Source organism: Pseudoalteromonas sp. C8 (assembly GCF_011378685.1).
Lineage (GTDB): Bacteria > Pseudomonadota > Gammaproteobacteria > Enterobacterales > Alteromonadaceae > Pseudoalteromonas > Pseudoalteromonas arctica.
In genome coordinates this window covers 45,063-67,076 of sequence record NZ_WTKT01000010.1, presented here as the reverse complement: position 1 = coordinate 67,076, position 22,014 = coordinate 45,063, and the positions used below count along the sequence as shown (strand labels likewise).

Below are 22,014 nucleotides of genomic sequence, written 5' to 3'. Positions count from 1 at the left end.
ATGCATTCAATGGCTTTAGATAAACTACGTCAACAAGTTGCAACGCTAAAACAACAAGCTGAGCAATTTGATAAAGCTAAACTTTTTTCTAAAAATCGTTACATGCAAGCGCAACCTAGCTTGTTTGACCGCGCAGTTTTTAGTACAAAGAGCATGAACCTCGTCGATTACGTAATAGAAATAGAAGATGAAGTGTCAAGATTACCGCCAAGTGAGCATCGCCATGCTTATACTTACGCACTTGAACGTATAGGAGCTCAGGTACAAGCTGTATTTAACGTTATTAAATCAACGCCTATTTGGGTTAAAGAAAACAAAAGCCATTATAAACCACGCCCTAAGCAAACCGTTTATAAGCACGCTGTACAAAAAATAATGCAATCATCGCATGAGCTTTATGACGAATTAAAACAAAACCATGAGTTTGAACGCCGTTTAGTGCTCATGATTGAAGAGCGAAAAATGCAAATGGATAAAGCCTCGCCTGCTAAAGCACAAAAGCTTAACCTTGAAATATTAAGCACACATGCTCGATTGGGTCGCTGCAGAAAAGCAATTTCTGCCACTGAGGACAAAATACAACAAGTAGAAAAACAACAACTGCGTTAAGGCGCACTTTACTATGCAGCTTTATTATCATCCATTGTATTCAGACCTTATCCTTGCAGAACGTCATCGATTCCCTATTCAAAAGTATAAGTTACTTAAAACCGAAATAGAAAATCTAGGTGTTTCGGCTATTCACTTTCAAGAGCCTATAAAAGCAACTAAATCTCAACTTTCGCTATGTCATAGCCAACGTTATATAGATGACTTTTTAAATGGCGGGTTAAGCGATAAAGCAATTAAAAAGATGGGATTCCCCTATTCGCAACAACTTGTAGAGCGTACTCTTTTATCAATTGGCGGGAGTATTCGAGCTGCTGAAGCGGCTTTTAGTCACGATCTAACCTTCAATTTAAGCGGTGGTTATCATCATGCCTATAGCGATTTTGGCAGTGGCTTTTGCATTTTTAATGATTTAGCTATTGCAGCAGCACATTTAATAAATACAGAGCAAGCCGACACTGTTTTAATTTTTGATTGCGACGTACACCAAGGCGATGGCACAGCACAAATCACTCAAAACTATAATCAAATTATTACCTGCTCAATTCATTGTGAGCAAAATTTCCCGCGTAATAAGCAAGAGTCTACTTACGATTTTGCATTGCCCGCTAAAACAGCCGATGATGAGTACCTTGCTACATTAAAGCAAGCACTCGATTTTTGCGTGCGCATACATAACCCTGATATTATTTTGTATAATGCAGGCGCTGATATTTACACTAAAGACGAGTTAGGCTTGTTTAATGTATCTCTCAATGGCGTATATGAGCGCGACTTGTTTGTTCTCAACTTCTGTAAGCAACATCAAATCCCACTAATGTGCGCTTTAGGTGGCGGTTATCAGCGTAATTTGAGTTCACTAATTAATGTTCATAAACAACTATTTAAAGCCGCTATCGATTTATAGTAAGCCTTAGTATAGACTCAGTTAAACGGATTATTTTAAAGCGGTGGGAATATGCGATTACACGAAGATATACACAACTATTACGAGAAGATTGTAGTTGAAGAAATCATCAAACTTAAACTTGATGAAAAATATGGTGAAGATGTAATGGCTGACTTTTGTTGTACGGTACTAAATCAGCTCCCGCCACGATATATTCGCTACGATGTAGATATGGCGTTTTATTTACCGCAATCAGAACGCATACATATGGAACAACGTGTGCAAACAGCAATAAATGTCGCCATTAGCCAAATATCAAAAAAGAAAGAGTTAAATGACAAGCCCACTTGATCAAGCCCCTACACATATTAAACTTGCAGTAGATTTAATTATGATACTAGAGCAACACGATGTTGCTCCAGAAGAGGTCTTAAAAGCACTCGATATTGTTAAAAGCGACTTTGAAAAAAAGCTAGAAAAGCCATAACTCTATTCTATTATTTGTATGTCGTACTCGGTAACGATACCTTCGTGCTTAGTGCAATCAATTTTAACTTCACCAAATGTGCGCCTAGGCGAAGTTGAACGACGACAGGTCATATTTTGTGCTTTAACGCCAAATTGCGTTATATACAACGCAACTGTTTCATCTATTAGTTGTTTTTGCTGTGTACTCGCTGCACTATAAAATGCATCGTATTGCGCAGACCAATTTTCAACCCCCGCTTCTTTTGCAACGCCTAGCCAGCCCATCCCTAGTTTAGTAGATTGCTCCAAGTATTGGCCTTTCAAAAACATAAACGCCAATGTGTATTGTGCACTTTTATAGCCTAGTCCAGCAGGCTCTTTTAAATAATTGAAAGCAGCCTCAAACTGTCCTTTTCGATACGCTTTAATACCATTGTATTCATTCTTTTTCATGGTGGTATCACTGTAAAGGTTGATTGGGCTTGAATTACATCCCCCCAACAAAGTAATAAATACCATAGAAGCTACTGAGAACTTTTTCATTCTTATCCTTAATTTATTATTTTTATATGCCAGTTCCGAATATGGCTTACACTTTTTATAAACCCTGTTATTCTAAAAACCAATGAGCATAATTAAAATACTATCATGACCTTAGCAAGCTTACTGCGATTATTTTTTCTGGCCGCAATTTGGGGCGCTTCTTTTTTATTTATGCGAATGGCCGCTAACAGCTTGGGGCCTGCGGTATTAATTGAGGTTAGAGTAGGCTTTGCTGCAGTTACTTTATTTATTGTTGCTTTGTATTTAAAACGCCGCTTAGCGTTTGTCCAACATCAAAAACACTTTTTTATTATAGGCGCGTTTAATTCTGCTCTGCCGTTTTTATTTTTTGCTTACGCAGCTCAAACTATTAGCGCTTCTACTTTATCAATTTTAAATTCAACAACCCCTATTTGGGGCGCAGTAGTTGGTATTTTATGGACAAAAACAACGCCTACCAAAAGTATGGTGCTTGGTTTATTGCTTGGCTTAATAGGTGTTGCAATACTCGTTGGGCAAAATCATTTTGTATTAAATAGCCAATCAATAATGGCTATAATAGCAGCATTGAGTGCTTCACTTTGCTATGCCATTGCATCGCATTACACTAAAAACGCGCCTAAACTGGTCCCATTCGATAACGCCCATGGCTCAATGTGGGCTTCGAGCTTTATGGTATTACCGCTTATCTTATTTATGCCGATACGAGAAATACCAAGCACCAACATTATGCTAGGTGTATTAGTACTGGGCGTAGTATGTACCGCCCTTGCGTATATATTATTTTTTAAACTTATTGACGATATAGGCCCAACTTCAGCACTCACTGTCACCTTTTTAATTCCATTATTTGGCATATTTTGGGGGCATTTATTTTTAGATGAGCAAATAGGGCCAAATACATTACTAGGCGCACTATTTGTAATTGTAGGCACTATGCTGGTTACTGGTTTCTTACCACGAAAGAAGCACTTAGCTAAAACAAGCTAAGTGCTTTAAATTACATATGGCATTAGAGTTTAAATAAATTGCGGATCTTTTGGCGCATCATTTCTGCGAGTGATATACATAATGCAATCACCTTGCGCTTCATTACTAAGCGCTCGGCTATGTTCAATAGGGACTGAAAATGTATCACCTTGAGTAAGCGTTAGTACTTCATCGCCTAAATCAATGGTTAAACTACCTTGATGAACAAAAATAACCTCTTCTTCAAAACGAATGTGTTTTGCTATTTTTGCATTTGGCTGTAGTTTTAACGCTGATATATTAAATCCATGCGCCCAATTTAATTGCGTTTGAATAAGCGTATCAGCATTTAAATTACCAACTAACGGTGCTTCGTAAACACCTTCGGATTGGCTTAAGTAAGAGTGCTTGTTCCAATTAAAATCTCGTGCCTTGACCACTGTTTGCGCAAGCTCTTCGTCTGTTATTACTCGGTGCTGCGCTATTTGATCACTACTTGTAACAGCCATTGGTTTTACCCCATCTGGGATTTTCTCATTGAGCGTTGTGTCTACTAAGCTGCCATTTTCTAGCAAAATAAGACCGAACTCTTTTGCCATATCAAATACTTGTGGAGCCCAAAGCACTCTGCCAGGATCGTCACTGCCAAGTACTGCATACAAGTAACCTATACCATCACCTACGTTTTCAAATCCTCTAAAAATATCTAAAGGAATCGAAATAATATCGCCTTCATTTAAAATTACCCTGGCATCTTTACCACCTACACCGGTATAAAATGCCCATGTGCCACTGTGTACAACAAATATTTCTTCTGTTAAGTGGCTATGCTGCGAGTTTAAGCATCCAGCAGGTTGACGAGCACCACCAATATTAAACCCATGAGGTATGGAAATATGCACATGCTGATTAGGGTTCTCTGCAACACCTGGACCTATAATAGTAAAATTTTCTTTTTGATCACTACCAAGCGATCGCGTATCAATAAAGGCGTTCTTACACGGAATTAAATCATCGTATCGTACTAAGCGATCTGCAAATAAACTCATTATTCTCTCCTAAATTAATTACTGAGCGGTCCAGCCGCCATCAATTTTTATACTTGTTCCTGTGATCATTGCTGACAGTTCACTCAGTAAAAATACACAAGCATTTGCGACATCATCCGTTTGAGCAATTTTTTTCATTGGGATCATGTCATAAACAAATTTTTTGAAATCGGGATTTTCAAGCATGGGCTTAGTCATTGGGGTTTCAACAAACGTAGGAGCAACGGTATTAACACGTACATTTTGCGTTGCAAGTTCAACTGCCAGCGCCTTTGTTAACCCCTCTACTGCATGTTTACTCATGCAATACAAAGTGCGATTAGGCGAGCCTACAAATCCCATTTGCGATGACATATTAACCACAGCACCGGCACCAGAGTTGATTAAGGCCGGTAATGCCGCTTGGCTTATTCGATAAACACTGCGAATATTCATCGCAATAACATCGTCAATGTTCTCATCGGTTTGCTCAAGCATTGGCGCAACACGGTTAATACCTGCGTTGTTAAGTAAACCGTCTAATTTAGAAAGTCCGCGTAAACGCTCATAAAAAGCATCACTGTTTATATCAAGCGGCCAGATTTCTATTTGCGAAGGAGCATATTGCTTGAGCTGCTCCAAATCGTGTTTTGTACGCGCCACAGCAATTATATTTGCACCCGCATCTACACACTTTTGTACGCATGATTTACCAATCCCTTTACCTGCACCCGTTATCAAAATGGTTTTACCAAGTAAAAGAGTTTTATCAAATCCCATTTGTTCACCTAAAATCTATATTGCATTCGAAGTCATTATTAATTAGAGTACCCCCAGATGCAAGACATTATTTAACCAGTACGTCTCATCAACAGTGTATAAAAAAACTAATCACTAAGGATATAAAAAATGATAAAGCATTTAAAAAAAGGTCAGCCTGATGACTCAAAAAAAGAACAAAATCAGTCAGTAAGAGATATTGTAGAAAATATTTTAACGCGCGTTGAATCTGAAGGTGATGCAGCAATTCGTGAATATTCTGAAAAATTCGACAAGTGGACTCCGAAGTCTTTCAAACTTTCTGCTGACGAAATTAAAGCATGTTACGCACAGCTTGATGATCAATTAATCAACGATATAAAATGGGCACAAAGCCAAGTCCGTAATTTTGCTCAAATTCAACGCGACTCAATGAAAGACGTTGAAGTAGAGACGCTACCTGGCGTTACGCTTGGTCATAAACATTTAGCAATGGACAGCGTAGGTTGTTACGTACCAGGTGGAAAATATCCACTACTAGCATCTGCTCATATGAGTGTATTAACGGCTAAAGTAGCCGGTGTTAAACGTGTTATAGCTATGGCTCCGCCTTTTAATGGCAAGCCATCACCAGAAATTGTGGTTGCAATGGACATGGCAGGCGCAGATGAAATTTACTGCCTCGGTGGTGTACAAGCCGTTGCCGCAATGGCTATTGGAACACAAACTATTGCCCCAGTAGATATGATTGTAGGACCTGGTAACGCCTTTGTAGCCGAGGCTAAACGACAGTTATTTGGCCGAGTTGGTATCGATTTATTTGCAGGTCCTACCGAAACACTCGTTATTGCTGATGACAGTGTAGATGGCGAACTATGTGCTGCCGATTTACTAGGCCAAGCAGAGCACGGTCCTACTTCTCCCGCTATTTTACTAACTAACTCTGAGCAATTAGCAATTGATACAATGGCTGAAGTAGAGAGGCAACTTACCATATTACCTACTGCTGATATTGCAAGTGTGGCATGGAAAGATCATGGCGAAGTTATTGTATGTGATACCTACGAGGAAATGATTGACGTTGCTAACGATCTTGCATTTGAACACGTACAAGTAATGACTCGCAATACCGACTACTTTAAAGAAAACATGCAAAACTATGGGGCATTGTTCCTAGGGCCGCAAACCAACGTTTCTTATGGCGATAAATGTATTGGTACAAACCATACACTACCCACAGGTAAAGCAGCGCGTTATACTGGTGGGCTATGGGTAGGAAAATTCATAAAAACATGTACTTTCCAACGAGTAACAGAAGAAGCCTCGGTTGTTGTTGGTGAGTATTGTTCACGTTTATGTGCTGCAGAAGGGTTCGCTGGCCACAAAGAACAAGCAGACATACGAGTAAGACGATATAGGAAATAAATCATTGTCAAAGCAAAAACGAGTCACCTCATATGATGTAGCCCGCGAAGCGGGTGTATCACAATCGGCGGTATCGCGTGTATTTAGACCCGGATTTAGCGTGTCTAAAAAAACCCGCGAAAAGGTAGTCGCAACAGCCAATGAAATGGGCTATCGCCCTAATGCCATTGCCCGTATGTTGATCACTAAACAGTCTGGTATGGTCGCGGTTATTTTGTCATCGCGAGCAAACTTGAACTACCCTGAGGTACTCTCTGAGCTTAATAAAGAGTTGGCACTTAATAATAAACGAGTGCTGCTCTTTACTCTTGATGACGCAGACGAACTAGACGAATTACTCGAAAACATTTGGACCTTTCAGGTTGATGGCGTAATTGCTCTAGCGGCTCACTTTGATAGTAAAAGCTTAGATTTATTTGCCAAGCACAGCACACCGATTGTGCTTTATAACCGTAATGTGCCTGAATCGAATGCAAACACAGTTTGCTGTAATCACGATAAAGGCATTAAACAGCTAATTGATTTATTACACCAATCTAACCATAAGTCGTATTTAATTATTGCCGGCCCAGAAGATTCTGACGTTGCTAACGAGCGCCGCGAAATAGCTCAAAATTATTTACACACTTTAGGTATCCAAAATACGCCTGTTATTTATGGTGATTATGGCTATAAATCAGCACGAAGTGCATTAGAAGATTGGTTAAAAACAAACCCCCTACCTGATGCCATTATTTGCAGTAATGATGTAATGGCCATTGGCGTAATTGATGAAATCAAACAAAACTTAAACTTAAGCGTACCCGACGATGTGTCGGTGGTAGGGTTTGATGGTATTAGTGCTGCGTCTTGGTACAACTATCAAATAACCACAATACAACAACCTATGAAACAGCTAACTAAAGCCGCTGTAGATATACTCATGGAACGTATTGAAAACCCTCAAGCAGCTGCTGAAGCACGAGTTTTCACTGGTTCATTGATAACAGGGAACTCTATTAAAACACGTTAAGTTAAGGAATTTTTGTGGCCAAAAATCCTGTTTATATTTTACCTGGTACTTTATGTAACCACCGTATGTTTGAAGCGCAAATAATTGCTCTGCAAAATGCGGGTTATACTCCTCACGTTATTCCCTTTACAGAGCAAACAAGCATTGCACAAATGGCTGAGCTTACTAAAACTATAGCTCTAAAGCCTGCCCCTTTTATTGGTTTTTCAATGGGTGGCATTGTTGCTCTTGCACTTTTAAAATCAGATCCTGAGCTTATACAGTCACTGTGTTTAATTTCCAGCAATAGTTTGGCAGATAAACCAGAACGTCCATCTATTAGGCAAAAGCAAATAAAGCGGGCACAAGCAACTAGCACTGCTGATGTGCTAAAACACGACTTTATACCGCATTATTTTCACCAGCCAAACTCAGAGCACAATAAGCTTGTATTAAAAATGGCAAATGAGCTTGGCCTTAATGCTTTTAGTGCACAATTAAATGCACTTGCAACGCGCGAAGATACCTTAAACGTTATTGAAAAAACCAATAAAAAATTACTCTTTGTTGGTGGTGAGCATGACGTTCTATGTCCAAGCACTATTCAAAAAACAATGCATAAAGCCTGCCCTAATAGCGATCTTATTTTATTAGGTAATTGTGGACATTTCGTACCGCTTGAAAGAAGTAACACCCTAAACGCACTACTCTTAGATTGGTTGGAGTCAATATTATGAATTTAAAACAAAAGTTAAACAATAAAGAGCTACTATTAGGCACTTTTATTAAAAGTACTCATTATCATAATACCGAAGTACTTGCCCACACCAGCCTCGATGTACTGTGCCTTGATGCAGAGCATGCCCCGTTTGATCGAGGCGATTTAGACAGCTGTATTATGGCAGCGCGTACGAAAAACATGCCGACCCTTATTCGCGTAAGTAATACTGATCACGCCACTATACTGAGCAGTTTAGATATCGGTGCTGACGGCTTAGTACTACCTCATATTAAGACGCCAGCGCAAGCAAAAGCGATTATCAAAAACTGTTTTTATGGTAATAATGGTAGAGGTTACGCAGGTTCAAGCCGCTTTGCAGGCTACACTACACATGCATTAACCGATAACTTAGCAGCCAACAAATCATCTACCTGCATTATTGCTCAAATAGAGGATGCCGATGCGCTTAAGAGCATCGATGAATTGTGCCAAATAGACGAAATAGATTGTATTTTTATAGGCCGAATGGACTTAACTATTTCCCTCGGTGAAACCAACCCGAGCGCCCCTGTTGTTATTGATGCTGTTACTAAAATAGCTAACGCAGCAGCAAAATATAATAAATGCTGTGGCATGTTTGTTGGTAATTTAAGTGAGCTCAGTCATTGGCAGTCGTTAGGCGTAAGCTTTTATTTATTAGGCTCTGATCATAGCTTTTTACTAAGTGGTGCTAAGCAATTACGTGCAGACTTTGAATCAGCTACAAGTGAATCAAAAATATGAGTATTCATAATAAAAATAAAGAGTTACTTAAAAAATTTAGAAATGCACTTTATAACTTTGATATAAACACGCTCAAAAAAGAAGTGACAAACTTATTTGCTGATGACGCGTTAATACAACTTTGTTACCCGTTTGAAACACTTGCAAACCCTAATGCACTAATTGAAGATGTTTATAACCCCCTTAGCAATGCATTTGTAGGCCTTGAACGCCGCGATACCATTGTAATGGCGGGTAGCTCAATAAACGACTCTGATTGGGTTGGCTGCTGTGGATACTATACTGGCTCATTTGAAAAACCATGGCTAGGCATTCCACCCACAGGGCATCAAGTAAGCATGCGTTTTCATGAGTTCTATCGCATTAAAAATAATAAAGTGGTGGAATTACAAACTATTTGGGATATTCCCGAAGTAATGATGCAAGCAAACGTATGGCCACTGTCTCCAAGTTTAGGGAAAGAGTGGCATGTCCCAGGGCCTGCCACACAGGATGGGTTAATCACCCGTCCTTATAATAGCGAACAAGCTGCGCAAAGTTTAAAGCTTGTGGGCGATATGTGTGAGCATCTTGGATTTTATGCTAAAGGTGGCATTGAAGCCATGAAGCTAGATCAATTTTGGCATCCGCATTGTAGCTGGTATGGACCAAGCACAATAGGCACTGCACGCGGTATAAAAGGCTTTAGAAATTGGCATCAAATCCCGTTTTTAAATGCCCTCCCCAATCGTGTAGGCGATGCTAATAAAGGTTATTTATTTGCCGATGAAAACTACGTAGGCTTTACTGCATGGCCAGGTATGAGCATGACTATTAGTAACGGTGGTTGGTTAGGTATTGCACCCGCAAATCAGCAAATAACTATGCGTAGCCTCGACTTTTGGCGAGCCGAAAACAATTTAATTCGTGAAAACTGGGTGCTGATAGATATACTCGATGTGTACAATCAAATTGGCGTAGATATATTTGCCCGAATGAAAGAACTAACTAAAGCGCGCTACTTAAGCTTTGCTCCGTAGCCTTTTATATAACCGTTATAAAAGAAAAGCTCTGTCATTACAGAGCTTTTTATAACTTGAAAAAATTAAGTGCTCGGGTTTGCAATACTTTGCGTGCGTTTTAAAATATCTAAACCTTGTTGTTTTAACCAATACGGTAAGTCAATGATTACCCAGTTTTCAACTAATTTGTCACCTTCACGATGATATACATCAACCACGCGCATATCGGCAGGAGTATTAGCTCCAGGTAATCCTAAAAAGCCACCAATGGCGGTATTTGTTAAGTTTGGCCAACCAAAAAAGCATGCATACTCATCTTCAGCAAACCGGCAAATATGGCCATTAAATACTTTACCCGTTAACCCTTCCCTAAACGGATACATATGTTGTTGCTGATAACGCTCAATTGTATATGTAGCGCCAATCCCCGCAGGGCCATACCAAACCATGTTCTCGTCCCATGTTTTTGCAAGCACTTCGGGTGGGCAAGTATTTATACCGCTTTGATTAAGCGCGGTTAGGTTATCAATCATCTGATTAACCAAGTTCATTGTTCGCGTACCTTGCTCATCGCTACCCTTACCTAATCGCACGCCATCGTGGGTACGTGGTCCTGGGTATGTAAAATACTGCCCTGTAGAGAGCGGTAACGGGTTTAAGCCTACTTGCAGCATAACCCCAATAATATCGACAAAAAAACCAGTTTGAATAATTTTACCGTCTTTAACACAGTTAAATTCAGCGTAGCGAATTGTCGCCAATTTATGAGAAGGCGCAATACCTAACCAGTCACGATCAAACAAGCCCATAAAGTGGCCCATACTCATTACCCACTCGCCGCCATCAGCTTCGCTTTGCCCTGCAATAAAAATATCTTCGCGGCGCTGAAGTGCTTTAAAAGAGTGGAATAAAGGCTGCCAAACATGCTCAATTACATCATTGGCATTATTTAATTCATTAAACGGATGCACACCTTTAAAACTGTAATCATCTGCCAAGTATTCTTTAAATACAGCATTTAAATCATTACCTTGCGTTTTTTCTAATGCAGCATGAAACTGACGAACCAACTGCTTATTATTAATTATTTCTGCCATGATGTTCCCTTGTTGTTTGCGCAATCAAATTAACACTCTTAAACCGCAAATAAATACGCATTGCTAAAATGTATTCTATTTAAAGAGTAATTAAAAGCCTGTAAATACTAAGTTATAAATCGATTTAAAATAATACTAATGACAATTGACTTCGAAGTCAAAGTGATTCATGATGATTCAAAATAAAAAGTATAAATAGGCTAATTAGCCCGTAATACCTAATCTAACAGGATTAATTATGAATGATTTTGGATTATTGAATTGGAGCATTCTCATCGGGTACATTATTGCAAACCTCATACTTGGGTTTGTAATAAGTAAAAAGGTGAGCAGTGCTAATGATTTTTATATTGGCCGAAAAAATACACCTTGGTGGGCTATTGGTATATCAGTAGTGGCAACCTATGTTAGTGCGCTTACATTTTTAGGTGCACCAGCGTGGTCTTACAAAGAAGGTTTATCGGTTATTGCCATACACTTAAACTACCCACTCGTTATAGTGGCTGTTGTGTGTTTGTTTTTCCCGTTTTTTTACAACGCGGGTGTCGCCTCAATATACGAATACCAAGAACGTCGTTTTGGTAAAAAGGCACGTATTTTAATATCAACAATCTGGCTTATTTCACAAACGATGGGGTCAGCCGCCGTACTTTATGCAACCTCTTTAGTACTTGCCTTTATTGTTGATATTAACGTTATTACCGCCATATTTTTAGTCACTATTATCGCGCTTATATATACCATGCTTGGAGGTATAACTGCCGTAATATGGACCGATGTAATCCAATCGGCAATATTATTTATTGGCGCCGGCATTATTATGTATGCACTTATTACCTCTATGGATGGCTCATTTAGCTCAACCCTTACTGAATTAAAAGCACAAGGCAAGTTAGACCCTCTTAATTTCTCGTTTGACTTCACAAAAGTCACCACCGTTTGGTCTGGCGTACTAGCAATGTCGCTCTATCACATCACCGTTTATGGTACTAACCAAATGATGGTACAGCGTACCCTTGCAGCTAAAAATATTGGGGATGCTAAAAAGTCGTACTTACTAATGGGCTTTATTGCATTCTTTATTTACCTGTTCTTTATATTTATGGGCGTGTTGTTTTACAGCTATTACGGCGGACGCACATTTGAAAACGACAACCTAATTATTTTACAGTTTGCATCCGACTATGGTCTGCCAGGATTAATGGGAATTATAGCTGCAGCAGTAATGGCTGCTTCTATGTCGAGCCTTGATTCAGCGCTTAATTCGCTTTCAACAATTAGTACTATCGACTTTTACAAAAAGTATTTTGCACCTGAAAAAAACGACGCACATTATTTAGCTGCAACACGTTTATTTACCCTTGGCTGGGCAATCATCATCATTGTACCCGCCATTATGTATCACCTTTACAGCGAAGGCTCTATTTTAGAAATACTCACCAAGGTAGGTTCATACTTTGTAGGTGCTCAGCTAGGTATGTTTGCACTAGGATTTTTCTCTAAGCACACCACCGAAAAAGGCCTACTTATTGGCACATTAGTATCGTTTGTAACCGTTGCAATATGCGCCCTTTACACCGATATAGCATGGCCTTGGTATTGTGCAATTGGTGCCCTAACGTGTGTAGTGTTTAGTATTGTTTTGAGTATCGCTTTTGATGGTTTTCAAGAGGAGTACAACGAGTACACAATTAAAGGCCAGTTAAAAGTATTTAAAGAGCAAAACCGACCAGAAAAAGAAAACGGCTGGTATTTGGTCCCTGGTAAATTTGACTCAATAAACTACTGGTTACTTGGCTTTTTTGTAGTGAGCTTCGCGTCTCTCATGTTATTTGAACATTTTGTATAAGGTGAAATAAATGAATATTTTAGAACAACTTTTTGAAAACTTCAGCGCTGCAAAATTACCAAATCAAGCATTGCTTGCTGATACCGTTCAATGGCAGGTAAGCCACCCTTTTGAACCAATTACATCTAAACAAAATGTAATTAATAATTACTTTGGTGTGCTTAAAAACTCATTACCCGATATAGAACGTAAACCCTTTATTTCTATTAAGGGCGACTACAAAGGCGAGCAATGGATATGTGCAACAGGCTACTTTACCGGCACATTTACAAAACCGTTATTAGGTATTCCAGCCACCGGTAAAAGTATTTTTATTCGCTATAGCGAAATGGCTCAAATAGAAAACAATAAAGTAATTAACGTTTATACCTTTTTAGATTTAATCGATGTAATGAACCAAGTAGGTGTAAACCCGCTGCGTCCAAGCTTAGGTTATCCGGGTTTAATAATGCCCCCCACTACACTTGATGGTGTGCCTGCTACAGCTAAAAACGACGAACTAAGTAAAGCCAACGAACAGCTCGTAATTGATATGCTTACTGAGCTTGGCCGCTACGATGGTAAAGATCTGTACAGCATCAATTTAGAAAAATACTGGCACCCAGATTTTATTTGGTATGGCCCTGCAGGTATAGGAACAACTCGAGGCATTAGTGGTTTTAGAGAACACCACCAAGCTCCATTCTTAAAAGGGTTCCCTGATCGTGGGATCAATAAAACACTCTGCTTAGTAAGCCACGACAACTTTGTAGCAACGGGCGGTTGGCCGCATATGTACGGCACTCATACAGGGGATGACTGGCTTGGTTTACCTGCATCGGGTAATAAGCTGTTTCCGCGTGTTATGGATTTTTGGCGCTGCGAAAACGGTATTTTAAAAGAGAACTGGGTCGCTATCGATATTCCTCACTTATTAGAGGGAATGGGTATTGATATATTCGAGCAAATGCAAAATAAAATAGCAGCAGCAAACTAAGAGATACTTATGAGCACACAAAACACAATTACCCAACCTTACTGGCTGCCTTTATCGAGCGTATTAAATCCGCAAAGTAAAAAACAGCAAGCGCTTGTAGGGTTTGACGAAGAGTTTGTTGATATTGTTGATTACATTTTACGTATTACGCACCGCATTTGGGAGCAAAAAAACATTGGTTTATGTTATCGCTATTACGCTGATGTATGTCCTGTTTTTACACTTGGTGCTTACGGCGAAAATATTGAAGATGTTATTCAAGGCACGCTTAAAACCATTGCCGCATTCCCAGATAGAAGCCTTATTGGCGAAAACGTCATTTTTTCAGAAGACGGTAATGAGCATTACTACTCATCACACTTAATTAGCAGTGTAATGAGTAATACCGGTAACTCAGAATTTGGCCCAGCTACCAATAAAACAGGCCGAGTAACAACCATTGCCGACTGCGTTTGTTTTGAAAATAAAATAGTAAAAGAATGGCTAGTACGCGACAACGGCTTTTTAGTTAAACAACTTGGCCTTAATATTATAAATGTAGCCAAGCACATGGCCAAAATACCAAGTAAAGAAAAACACATACAATGGCTTGATGAAGAGTTTACCCGGGTACAAGCAATTGATCATCGCACGCCAAGCACTCCAATTTTAGACGGTGAACTGGCCGCATTTGCGCATAACTGGTTAGATACGTTATTTAACCAAAAGCAATTTGCTAAAATACACGAGTTTTATAACTTAACGGCCACACAACAATGGCCAAGTGGCAGAATGGCAACCGGCCTTGCACAAATTAATGGTGTCTTTATACAGTTTTTTGCCAATTGCCCTGATGCCAAACTAACCGTCGATCACTTAGCAGTTACCCCCTTTGGTGAGAGCACCACAGATGTTGCTATTCGTTGGTCACTTGCAGGGCATTTCAATCCACAAAGCGATGAACTAAGTGAGCTAAAAAATCTTCCTTATTTTGTGTTAGGCGCCTCACATTTACGTATCAAAAATCAAAAGATTATTGAAGAAGTCACCGTTTTTGACGAAGTTGCGCTACTCGCAAACCTATTTAGATCACACGCATTAAATAGCCAAACAGAATTGGAGGTAAATGCATGATCAACGCAATTATCGATTTATACACCAAAGCAGATATTAAAACTATTTCAAGTAAATTGTTGCGTAGTAGCCGTTGGCAACAACATCACTTTACCGCGATGGGGTCATTGCAAGCACAACCGCTATGGCTTGATTTTTTGGCGCAATATGGCGTATCAGAATTAATATCTAAAACGCACAGTAAAGGCCAGGAACTTGAGACTTTACAGCTGATATTACAACCTAAAAAATTACTAAAACCAGTAAGACTTTCGTTTGTAATTAAGCACAATAATACCTTCATAAAATCAGTGAAATGTGTTGTTGATACGCTATTATTGGCTAACAACGAATTTACAGGTGAGGCAAGTAATAATACGCTGGTGATCCCTAAGTTACCTAAAAGCGACCCTATTATGGTTTGCGATTTAGATAACCAGCTGCACCCAACGACCTTTCATGCAACGCCCAGTGATATTTGTGAATTACCAACGCAAACCGCCGAAACATTAAATAATTGGTGGCAAATTTGGCAGCTTAATAACTTAACTAATTTTGAAAGTGTTTATGCTAAAAATGCAGACGTTATTCTTGCTGGCAGTAACGAAACACAATCAAAAGATGCGCTGTTAAATTGCCATTTAGCGCTTTCACAAACCCTAAGCAGATGCTACGCCCAATTAGAAACCGTACAGTTTGACAGTGCCTTAAACCAAGCAACAATTTGCTGGACACTCGATGGTACTTTTAATGCTAAAAACGTACGCGTTCGCCAACAAATACTCACCGTTATTACAATTACTAACACTCTAATATCAAGCGAAGTAATGCAATTTGACACCCTCGCGTTAAATCAGCAATTCGCACTGTAAACACTTATTACTTCCCTTCAAGCGCTCACTGAGCGCTTTTTTTGTTTATAATTTTAACTTTTTTAGGTACATTAAACCTCAAATTATAATAATTAAGGACAATAAATGAAGTATCTCAGTATCGGTATCGTCTTACTTTTAACTGGCTGCCAATCTACGCCTACATTATGTGAAGTAGAACCCAACGCGCTTTTGTGTGACTCAAGTACTTATAATGTAGCGACGGTAAATGCATTAACCACATTCGAGTCAAGAGCTGGCAGAAAAGCATTCGCACTAGGGAAAACCGAAAATGGTGGCGAGTTTTATGGCTTTTCAGAGGGTTACAGCTCACAATCTAAAGCAAATACAAGAGCCTTGGATGAATGCAAAAAAATACTCGCCAAATATGATACTAATGCTCAGTGCGAACTAATTCGATAGCTTTTTTTAAATAAAAAAGCCAGCTAATAAATTTATTAGCTGGCTGAAAGTTATGGCCATGCGGCCATTTAGGAAACCTTAAAACTGGTATTTCAAGCTCGCACCCCACGTACGCGGGTTGCTCCAGTTTGCTTGTACTGAGTTAGCTGGCAAACCATCAACAATTTGTGAATGCACCACACCACGCGTTAATATGGCTTTGTCACCAATATTCTTAACGTATGCTTCAACCTGTACGCTGTCGTTTATAAACCAGGTTAAACGCGCATCAGCCATTAAATGCGCATCTACTCTTACCTCAGGGATGTTTGTATCAAACGCGTAGTAATCGTCTAAGTAATTCATTTGAATATACGGTACTAAGTACGAATCGCCCCCTAAACTAAACTCATAACGCGCCGAAAGCCCCATGCTGTATTCTGGTGCCATTGCAGGTCGCCAGCCTTCAAAACTAAATTGGCTAGAATTATCGTTTATATCTTGGCGGCCACCTTGGTTACCAAGTGCTAGTAATGGACGAAGTTGCTCGTTACCCACAGCGTAACCATCAGCAAATTCGCTATCCAATAACGATAACGTACCGGTAAGCGTTAAATTATCAATTGGTACCCATTGAAGGTCGGCTTCAAGGCCTTTAGTCTCAACGTCACCGCCATTTTCGTAATATTCGAAAGTTGTGGCTGTACCTGCAGACACACATTCTAAAACGGTATCTCCCGTTGTTGTATCGTTACATGACGTTGCAAACAACTGTGCTTTTACGTCTTCGTACTTATTCATAAATACCGATATATTTAAGCGCATTGCACCATCTAGCAAGTAGCTTTTCATACCCATTTCATACGAAATAACATCTTCGTTATCATAAAGGGGGTCTGCACCACGTGCTACCACGCGCGAATCGTTTGCACCACCCGTTCTGTAACCAGTGGCTACGCTTGCATACACCATTATGTCTTTGTTTATATCGTACTCTGCAGCTGCTTTATATAACATTGCAGAATCATCCCAATCGGGAATGACATCACCAGTAAACGTTTTATCGTCTTGGTTTACACGTAAACCACCTACAATACGTAAGTCTTCACTAATTTGATAACGTAACTGCCCATACGCTGCGATAGATTTAGCTGTATGCGGGTCATAATCTGGATTCCCCCACGAAGGCACAACGACAGAGTCTGATACACCATCACCTGTTGTATCTGCATGCGATAACCAGCTCCAATCTGCTTCTTGATCAAAGTAGTAAAGTCCACCAATCCACGAAAAATCAGAGTCGTCATTATTTGATGCAAACTGTAACTCAGACGATAATGTTTTTTGGTCGTCCACTCGCCCAAAACCACCTACAAAATCAATACCGCCATCGCTATAGTCGTTGTCGTAGTATTGCTTGCCGTTAAGGGTTGAATAGTTAGTCGTCCACTTAATATCAGCAAAGTCGGTATACCACTCAAGTGCTACTGTGGTCGAAAAGCTTTCTTGTTTATCAAGCGAAAAGCTATTGCGATAAACATCATATGGACCAAGGTCGTCATGTTGCGTATCACTTGGCTGATAAATATGCCCAGCTGTAATTGTAGGGTTAGGATCAAATATGCCGGAGCCAGGTGACGTTTCGCTTATTTGGTAACCCGCAATTTGCTGATAGCCCCAAATAGCTTCTGAGTTTGAGTTTTTACGCGAGTAGTCAAAACGTACCGTTGCGTTAAACTTATCGTTTGGTTGCCACTTAGTGACATTACGCATATAAAACTGATTTTTTTCGCGTAAATCATCCGAAGGCCCTGGAATCACTAAGTTATTGATATAGCCATCGTGACGATCAGAGGCCACTACAAAACGGGTCGCGAGCGTATCGCTTACAGGTATATTTATAATACCCTCGTAAGCACTGCGGTTATAACTCCCTGTTTCAACTTTTATACTCCCCAGTAAATCGTCAAAAACAGGTTGATTAGTAATTATATTAATACTGCCAGCAAAGGTGTTACGTCCGTATAGAGTACCTTGTGGGCCACGCAGCACTTCTATGCGCTGCACATCCACCAATGCTCCTAAACCAGATGAGGTAGTCGGTACGTAAATACCATCTTGAAATATACCGACTATTTGCTCAGCAATACCGGTGCCTGCTACACCCACCTCATTAGTGCGTGCGCCGCGCATTGCAGGACGAACCTCACCACCGGATGACCCCATACGTAAACCCGGTACAACCTGCTCAAGACCCGTAACATCAATAATACCTGCACGGGCTATATCAGCCTCCCCTAGTGCAGTGATTGATGATGATACTTCCTGTAGATCTTGTGAGCGACGGTTTGCAGTAACGGCTATGCGTTCAATGGCTGGTTCTTTAATTTGCTGCTGAGTTTGTGTTGATGTTGCTTCTTCGGCGCTGTGAGCATTCATTGTGGTTGCTGTAATAGCAGTTGTTACAGCAAAATGAACGAGAGTCCGTGTAAATTTAGCTTTCATTATAATTATTCTCCCGAGTTTAAAACGTGTCTACTTCTCCCCAACTCTACATTTTCAATTATTACATTAAACAAATTGTATCAATTGAAAATGCATTAATACAAAATAGACTTCGAAGTCAAAAAGATCAACAACTTTCTGCCAAATAATTAACCTGAACTATAAAAAAACATAAATAACAATGATTTAAAATCAAAATAATAATGATTTCGAAATCTATAAAATAAAAAGGCCAGCAATACAATATTGCTGGCCTTTTAAATAATATCCAATTTTATTAATAACTTAACTTTAGTTAAACCCTAACCGAGTATAAAGCAGTTAAAACGATAACTGGCTTAAAAGTTATAACCTATTCTTACGCCATAAGTGCGAGGATTAGCATAGTCAGCAGCCGCTACGTTACCGCCAAAGCGAACCGTTCTAAGCAAGATAAGTTCATCGCCTGCATTTTGAACATATGCGCGTACAGCCCACTCATTATCGGCCGAATACCATGCAATACTGGCATCGTATTTTTGATAGCTACCTTGCGTACCAAACGAAAACGGGAGATCGTTGGTCGTATACGAATCCGATAACTGAATACTGGTAGCAGGCACAATGCGGCCTTTATCACCTAAATCAAACTCGTAACTCGCTAAAAGGGTAATGTTATATTTGGGACTTAACTGCACTTCGTTACCGTCAAGTTGCAGTAAGTTATCTACGCCATTTATAGTCTCTCCGCCTTCTTCAAACACATTTGGCGTAACAAAGTCACCATAAGTAGAATCTGTAAACGCGGCACGTGCACCTAGGCGCAATGCATCACTCGCTTGCCAATCAATTTCAAGCTCAAGACCAGCTGCATCAATTTCGCCCGCATTACCAAAAAATGATACCGCCGTACCGCCTACATTTTGAAAACGCGTAGAAAGTAAATCTTCGTATTGGTTGTAATATAAAGAGGCGTTAAATCTTAATGAATTATCAAGCAGCATGCTTTTAAAGCCTACTTCGTAAGCCGTTACTGTTTGCTCATCGTAACTGTTTTCACCGTTAAAAGCGCCCTGTGCATTACCAGCTAAAAAGCCTGTAGATACTGTAGCGTATAGTAGCTGATCGTTTGTTAAGTCGTGTTCAATACCAACTTTCCACGTTACTTTACTCCAATCGCCATCTGCATCTTTTACCTCTAACTCTGAAAAATCGATCGTGCTTAAATCATTGGTATTTTGACCGTAGATATCCCACTCACGTTTATCATTTGTGTACCTTATACCTGCTATACCGCGTGTATCATCACTAAATGTGTAGTTACCTTGAAAGTAAGCCGCCGCTGATCGCGTTTCTAGCTGAATTTGGTTTAACCATGGTGCATATTGAAGTGCTTGAGGCTGCGTTGTATCGGGTACATTATCAACCACAGCTCCGTAGCTCGCATTTAAAAAAGCGTTATCTAGGTCCTCTGAAAATAAGTAAATACCAGCCACCCATTCAAAATCACTTTCGTAGGTAGAGCTAACTTGTACTTCTAACGAGTTAGTTTTAGATTCAATTGCGTTACCATCTACTGTGGTTGCATAAGTCGAAAAATCACCATCGGTAAGGCGTGTTTCTTCGTAATCCATTGAGGCTGCAATTACTTTTAAATCAACCGACTCAAGCGACCAGTTTAACTCGGCGCTAATACTTACATCGCTCACATTGCGTGATGGCTTATAATCAAACTGCTGAGTAAATGGGTCTGACGATACACCTTGGGCAGTATCAAGCCCAGGCGTTGCTGCATTATCTAGGCCTGCACCAAAACGACCACAATTACTGCCACACACATCATCGCGACCAATGCGCTGAGTTAATGGTGCAGATAAGCTTGTTTTACCTGTCGCTGGGTTTATAGGCACACCTAAAATATGGTAACCAAAAGCACCGCCGCCATTTGACTCGTCCTGCCACGTTTCTACTTTTACATTTAAATTTACATCGTCGTTAAATTCAGTAAATACTTGGCCACGTAAAAAATACATATCGGCATCTTTCAAGCCTGCTGATTCATTAAACGAATTCTCTACGTACGGGTCACGTATTTCTCGCACCCCAGTAAAGCGTACTGCGGTGTCATCGGTTAAAGCAGCATTAAAAAAGCCTTCACCGCGCAAATGGCCATAATTACCAAACGTTGTAGCCATACCACCTGCGGTGATATCAAGTTCAGGCTTTTTAGCTATTACATCAATTGCGCCACCAAATGAGTTACGCCCGAACAACGTCCCTTGCGGGCCGCGTAGTACTTCAACACGTTCTAAATCAACAAAGCCAGCGAGTGCTTGCCCATGGCGTGGGCGATAAACACCGTTAGAGTAAAATGCAATAGCAACATCATTAGCCTCTACTTGCTCTGTTCTGGCACCGCGCATAGCTGGACGGGCATCGCTCCCCGACACACCCGACTTTAAACCCGGCGCTAGGCTATCAAGGCTTAAAATATCGGTAATGCCATTTTCTAGTAAATCTTTAGCCGACACCGCAGTAACTGCTAAAGGCACCGACTGAATACTTTTAACTCGCTTAGTAGAGGTAACAGAAATCACCTCCAGCTCTTTATTGGGGTTTAACTTTGCTTCTTGTGAAAATACAGATGCTGAGCCTAATAACGCCGTATTTACAGCAGCAAAAATAAGTGTTTTACGTAAAATATTCGTCGTCATGAGATAAATTCTCCACCTGTTGAAATGAATTTTATTAAGCATTTATGGACGCTATGCTCCACCACCGAATTTTTATTATTTATAATTATTAAAAACGCAGTATTTAAATGACTATTTTTTCGACTCATAAAAACTACCGCCTTTTGCATTCGAATGCAACAACGATTAATGCAACTTTTACATGTAACTAACAGGTGTTATAAAAACAAAAGCTTAAAACCCACTCAAGCAGCTAATAGTAAACAAATTTAATTTTTATGGCGGATTTAAAATTACTGGTTTGATCAGTTTAATGCGAGGGATTTAAACAAAGAAAAGGAATGAAATTCGAATAGAGCATAT

Annotated in this window: 21 protein-coding genes; 15 read left to right on the top strand and 6 right to left on the bottom strand. The window is 39.8% G+C overall.

The genetic code is table 11. The annotated features are described in order from the left end of the window. From GQR39_RS11410 to GQR39_RS11395, 4 genes are read left to right on the top strand one after another with little or no spacing between them, the layout of a single operon-like run. Positions 1–609 (top strand): primosomal replication protein, encoded by a 609-nt coding sequence (locus GQR39_RS11410; RefSeq protein WP_165735671.1) that lies wholly within the window; start codon positions 1–3, stop codon positions 607–609. A gap of 13 nt (positions 610–622) precedes the next feature. Further along, complete coding sequence (locus GQR39_RS11405) at positions 623–1,516, top strand: histone deacetylase (RefSeq protein ID WP_165735670.1); 894 nt, start codon at positions 623–625, stop codon at positions 1,514–1,516. Between the two features lie 51 nt (positions 1,517–1,567). Then, a complete protein-coding gene (locus GQR39_RS11400) occupies positions 1,568–1,849 on the top strand; it encodes a late competence development ComFB family protein (RefSeq protein WP_165725429.1) in 282 nt (93 codons plus the stop codon). Next, positions 1,833–1,985, top strand: coding sequence for a DUF2496 domain-containing protein (locus GQR39_RS11395; protein ID WP_007584045.1), 153 nt, complete (start codon positions 1,833–1,835; stop codon positions 1,983–1,985). The genes GQR39_RS11400 and GQR39_RS11395 overlap by 17 nt, the downstream gene beginning before the upstream one ends. A 2-nt stretch (positions 1,986–1,987) precedes the next feature. Here GQR39_RS11395 and GQR39_RS11390 read toward each other — a convergent pair whose 3' ends face one another. Beyond that, the gene (locus GQR39_RS11390; protein ID WP_165735669.1) at positions 1,988–2,509 is read right to left on the bottom strand and encodes a sel1 repeat family protein; all 522 of its coding nucleotides are present in this window, start codon (positions 2,507–2,509) and stop codon (positions 1,988–1,990) included. Between the two features lie 105 nt (positions 2,510–2,614). Here GQR39_RS11390 and GQR39_RS11385 point away from each other — a divergent pair, with 105 nt between their 5' ends. Then, positions 2,615–3,499, top strand: a complete 885-nt coding sequence (locus GQR39_RS11385; protein ID WP_165735668.1) for a DMT family transporter — start codon at positions 2,615–2,617, stop codon at positions 3,497–3,499. A 29-nt stretch (positions 3,500–3,528) separates the two neighbouring features. Here the strand turns inward: GQR39_RS11385 and GQR39_RS11380 are convergent, their stop codons facing one another. Together GQR39_RS11380 and GQR39_RS11375 are read right to left on the bottom strand one after the other, a co-directional pair. Beyond that, positions 3,529–4,527 carry a cupin domain-containing protein gene (locus GQR39_RS11380; protein WP_165721636.1) on the bottom strand — a complete coding sequence of 333 codons (999 nt, stop codon included), beginning with the start codon at positions 4,525–4,527 and terminating at the stop codon, positions 3,529–3,531. Between the two features lie 18 nt (positions 4,528–4,545). Beyond that, the gene (locus tag GQR39_RS11375) at positions 4,546–5,286 is read right to left on the bottom strand and encodes an SDR family oxidoreductase (protein ID WP_010553706.1); all 741 of its coding nucleotides are present in this window, start codon (positions 5,284–5,286) and stop codon (positions 4,546–4,548) included. Positions 5,287–5,415: 129 nt separating this feature from the next. Between GQR39_RS11375 and hisD the strand changes: the two genes are divergently transcribed. From hisD to GQR39_RS11350, 5 genes are read left to right on the top strand one after another with little or no spacing between them, the layout of a single operon-like run. Beyond that, positions 5,416–6,690: a histidinol dehydrogenase gene (hisD, locus tag GQR39_RS11370; protein ID WP_165721635.1), complete on the top strand. Its 1,275-nt coding sequence runs from the start codon at positions 5,416–5,418 to the stop codon at positions 6,688–6,690. A gap of 4 nt (positions 6,691–6,694) precedes the next feature. Then, a complete protein-coding gene (locus GQR39_RS11365) occupies positions 6,695–7,702 on the top strand; it encodes a LacI family DNA-binding transcriptional regulator (RefSeq protein WP_010553708.1) in 1,008 nt (335 codons plus the stop codon). A 14-nt stretch (positions 7,703–7,716) separates the two neighbouring features. Continuing rightward, entirely contained in the window at positions 7,717–8,418 is a 702-nt protein-coding gene (locus GQR39_RS11360; RefSeq protein ID WP_165721634.1) for an alpha/beta hydrolase, read from the top strand. Further along, positions 8,415–9,185: an aldolase/citrate lyase family protein gene (locus tag GQR39_RS11355; RefSeq protein WP_165721633.1), complete on the top strand. Its 771-nt coding sequence runs from the start codon at positions 8,415–8,417 to the stop codon at positions 9,183–9,185. Before GQR39_RS11360 ends, GQR39_RS11355 begins: the two co-directional genes overlap by 4 nt. Next, positions 9,182–10,204, top strand: a complete 1,023-nt coding sequence (locus tag GQR39_RS11350; RefSeq protein WP_165721632.1) for an ester cyclase — start codon at positions 9,182–9,184, stop codon at positions 10,202–10,204. The genes GQR39_RS11355 and GQR39_RS11350 overlap by 4 nt, the downstream gene beginning before the upstream one ends. A gap of 65 nt (positions 10,205–10,269) precedes the next feature. Here the strand turns inward: GQR39_RS11350 and GQR39_RS11345 are convergent, their stop codons facing one another. After that, complete coding sequence (locus GQR39_RS11345) at positions 10,270–11,283, bottom strand: nuclear transport factor 2 family protein (protein WP_010553711.1); 1,014 nt, start codon at positions 11,281–11,283, stop codon at positions 10,270–10,272. Positions 11,284–11,521: 238 nt separating this feature from the next. Here GQR39_RS11345 and GQR39_RS11340 point away from each other — a divergent pair, with 238 nt between their 5' ends. The 5 genes from GQR39_RS11340 (at position 11,522) to GQR39_RS11320 (ending at position 16,495) form a co-directional block, all read left to right on the top strand. Further along, on the top strand, positions 11,522–13,132 hold the full coding sequence (locus tag GQR39_RS11340; protein ID WP_010553712.1) for a sodium/solute symporter: 1,611 nt from the start codon (positions 11,522–11,524) through the stop codon (positions 13,130–13,132). A gap of 10 nt (positions 13,133–13,142) precedes the next feature. Next, the gene (locus tag GQR39_RS11335) at positions 13,143–14,108 is read left to right on the top strand and encodes an ester cyclase (RefSeq protein ID WP_010553713.1); all 966 of its coding nucleotides are present in this window, start codon (positions 13,143–13,145) and stop codon (positions 14,106–14,108) included. A gap of 9 nt (positions 14,109–14,117) precedes the next feature. After that, complete coding sequence (locus GQR39_RS11330; protein ID WP_010553714.1) at positions 14,118–15,221, top strand: ester cyclase; 1,104 nt, start codon at positions 14,118–14,120, stop codon at positions 15,219–15,221. Further along, a complete protein-coding gene (locus GQR39_RS11325) occupies positions 15,218–16,072 on the top strand; it encodes a hypothetical protein (RefSeq protein ID WP_165721631.1) in 855 nt (284 codons plus the stop codon). Before GQR39_RS11330 ends, GQR39_RS11325 begins: the two co-directional genes overlap by 4 nt. A gap of 105 nt (positions 16,073–16,177) precedes the next feature. Continuing rightward, on the top strand, positions 16,178–16,495 hold the full coding sequence (locus GQR39_RS11320) for a hypothetical protein (RefSeq protein WP_010553716.1): 318 nt from the start codon (positions 16,178–16,180) through the stop codon (positions 16,493–16,495). A 78-nt stretch (positions 16,496–16,573) separates the two neighbouring features. Here GQR39_RS11320 and GQR39_RS11315 read toward each other — a convergent pair whose 3' ends face one another. Beyond that, positions 16,574–18,979 (bottom strand): TonB-dependent receptor, encoded by a 2,406-nt coding sequence (locus GQR39_RS11315; protein ID WP_010553717.1) that lies wholly within the window; start codon positions 18,977–18,979, stop codon positions 16,574–16,576. 338 nt (positions 18,980–19,317) lie between these two features. After that, a complete protein-coding gene (locus GQR39_RS11310) occupies positions 19,318–21,672 on the bottom strand; it encodes a TonB-dependent receptor (RefSeq protein ID WP_165735667.1) in 2,355 nt (784 codons plus the stop codon). Positions 21,673–22,014: the final 342 nt, after the last annotated feature.

Bases quoted from the DNA above. Each gene is read 5' to 3' on its own strand.
- GQR39_RS11325 (WP_165721631.1), top strand. From the start codon at position 15,218: ATGATCAACGCAATTATCGATTTATACACCAAAGCAGATATTAAAACT.
- GQR39_RS11380 (WP_165721636.1), bottom strand. From the start codon at position 4,527: ATGAGTTTATTTGCAGATCGCTTAGTACGATACGATGATTTAATTCCG.
- GQR39_RS11350 (WP_165721632.1), top strand. From the start codon at position 9,182: ATGAGTATTCATAATAAAAATAAAGAGTTACTTAAAAAATTTAGAAAT.
- GQR39_RS11345 (WP_010553711.1), bottom strand. From the start codon at position 11,283: ATGGCAGAAATAATTAATAATAAGCAGTTGGTTCGTCAGTTTCATGCT.
- GQR39_RS11335 (WP_010553713.1), top strand. From the start codon at position 13,143: ATGAATATTTTAGAACAACTTTTTGAAAACTTCAGCGCTGCAAAATTA.
- GQR39_RS11375 (WP_010553706.1), bottom strand. From the start codon at position 5,286: ATGGGATTTGATAAAACTCTTTTACTTGGTAAAACCATTTTGATAACG.
- GQR39_RS11395 (WP_007584045.1), top strand. From the start codon at position 1,833: ATGACAAGCCCACTTGATCAAGCCCCTACACATATTAAACTTGCAGTA.
- GQR39_RS11410 (WP_165735671.1), top strand. From the start codon at position 1: ATGCATTCAATGGCTTTAGATAAACTACGTCAACAAGTTGCAACGCTA.
- GQR39_RS11330 (WP_010553714.1), top strand. From the start codon at position 14,118: ATGAGCACACAAAACACAATTACCCAACCTTACTGGCTGCCTTTATCG.
- GQR39_RS11320 (WP_010553716.1), top strand. From the start codon at position 16,178: ATGAAGTATCTCAGTATCGGTATCGTCTTACTTTTAACTGGCTGCCAA.
- GQR39_RS11405 (WP_165735670.1), top strand. From the start codon at position 623: ATGCAGCTTTATTATCATCCATTGTATTCAGACCTTATCCTTGCAGAA.
- GQR39_RS11400 (WP_165725429.1), top strand. From the start codon at position 1,568: ATGCGATTACACGAAGATATACACAACTATTACGAGAAGATTGTAGTT.
- GQR39_RS11390 (WP_165735669.1), bottom strand. From the start codon at position 2,509: ATGAAAAAGTTCTCAGTAGCTTCTATGGTATTTATTACTTTGTTGGGG.
- GQR39_RS11310 (WP_165735667.1), bottom strand. From the start codon at position 21,672: ATGACGACGAATATTTTACGTAAAACACTTATTTTTGCTGCTGTAAAT.
- GQR39_RS11355 (WP_165721633.1), top strand. From the start codon at position 8,415: ATGAATTTAAAACAAAAGTTAAACAATAAAGAGCTACTATTAGGCACT.
- GQR39_RS11315 (WP_010553717.1), bottom strand. From the start codon at position 18,979: ATGAAAGCTAAATTTACACGGACTCTCGTTCATTTTGCTGTAACAACT.
- GQR39_RS11385 (WP_165735668.1), top strand. From the start codon at position 2,615: ATGACCTTAGCAAGCTTACTGCGATTATTTTTTCTGGCCGCAATTTGG.
- hisD (WP_165721635.1), top strand. From the start codon at position 5,416: ATGATAAAGCATTTAAAAAAAGGTCAGCCTGATGACTCAAAAAAAGAA.
- GQR39_RS11340 (WP_010553712.1), top strand. From the start codon at position 11,522: ATGAATGATTTTGGATTATTGAATTGGAGCATTCTCATCGGGTACATT.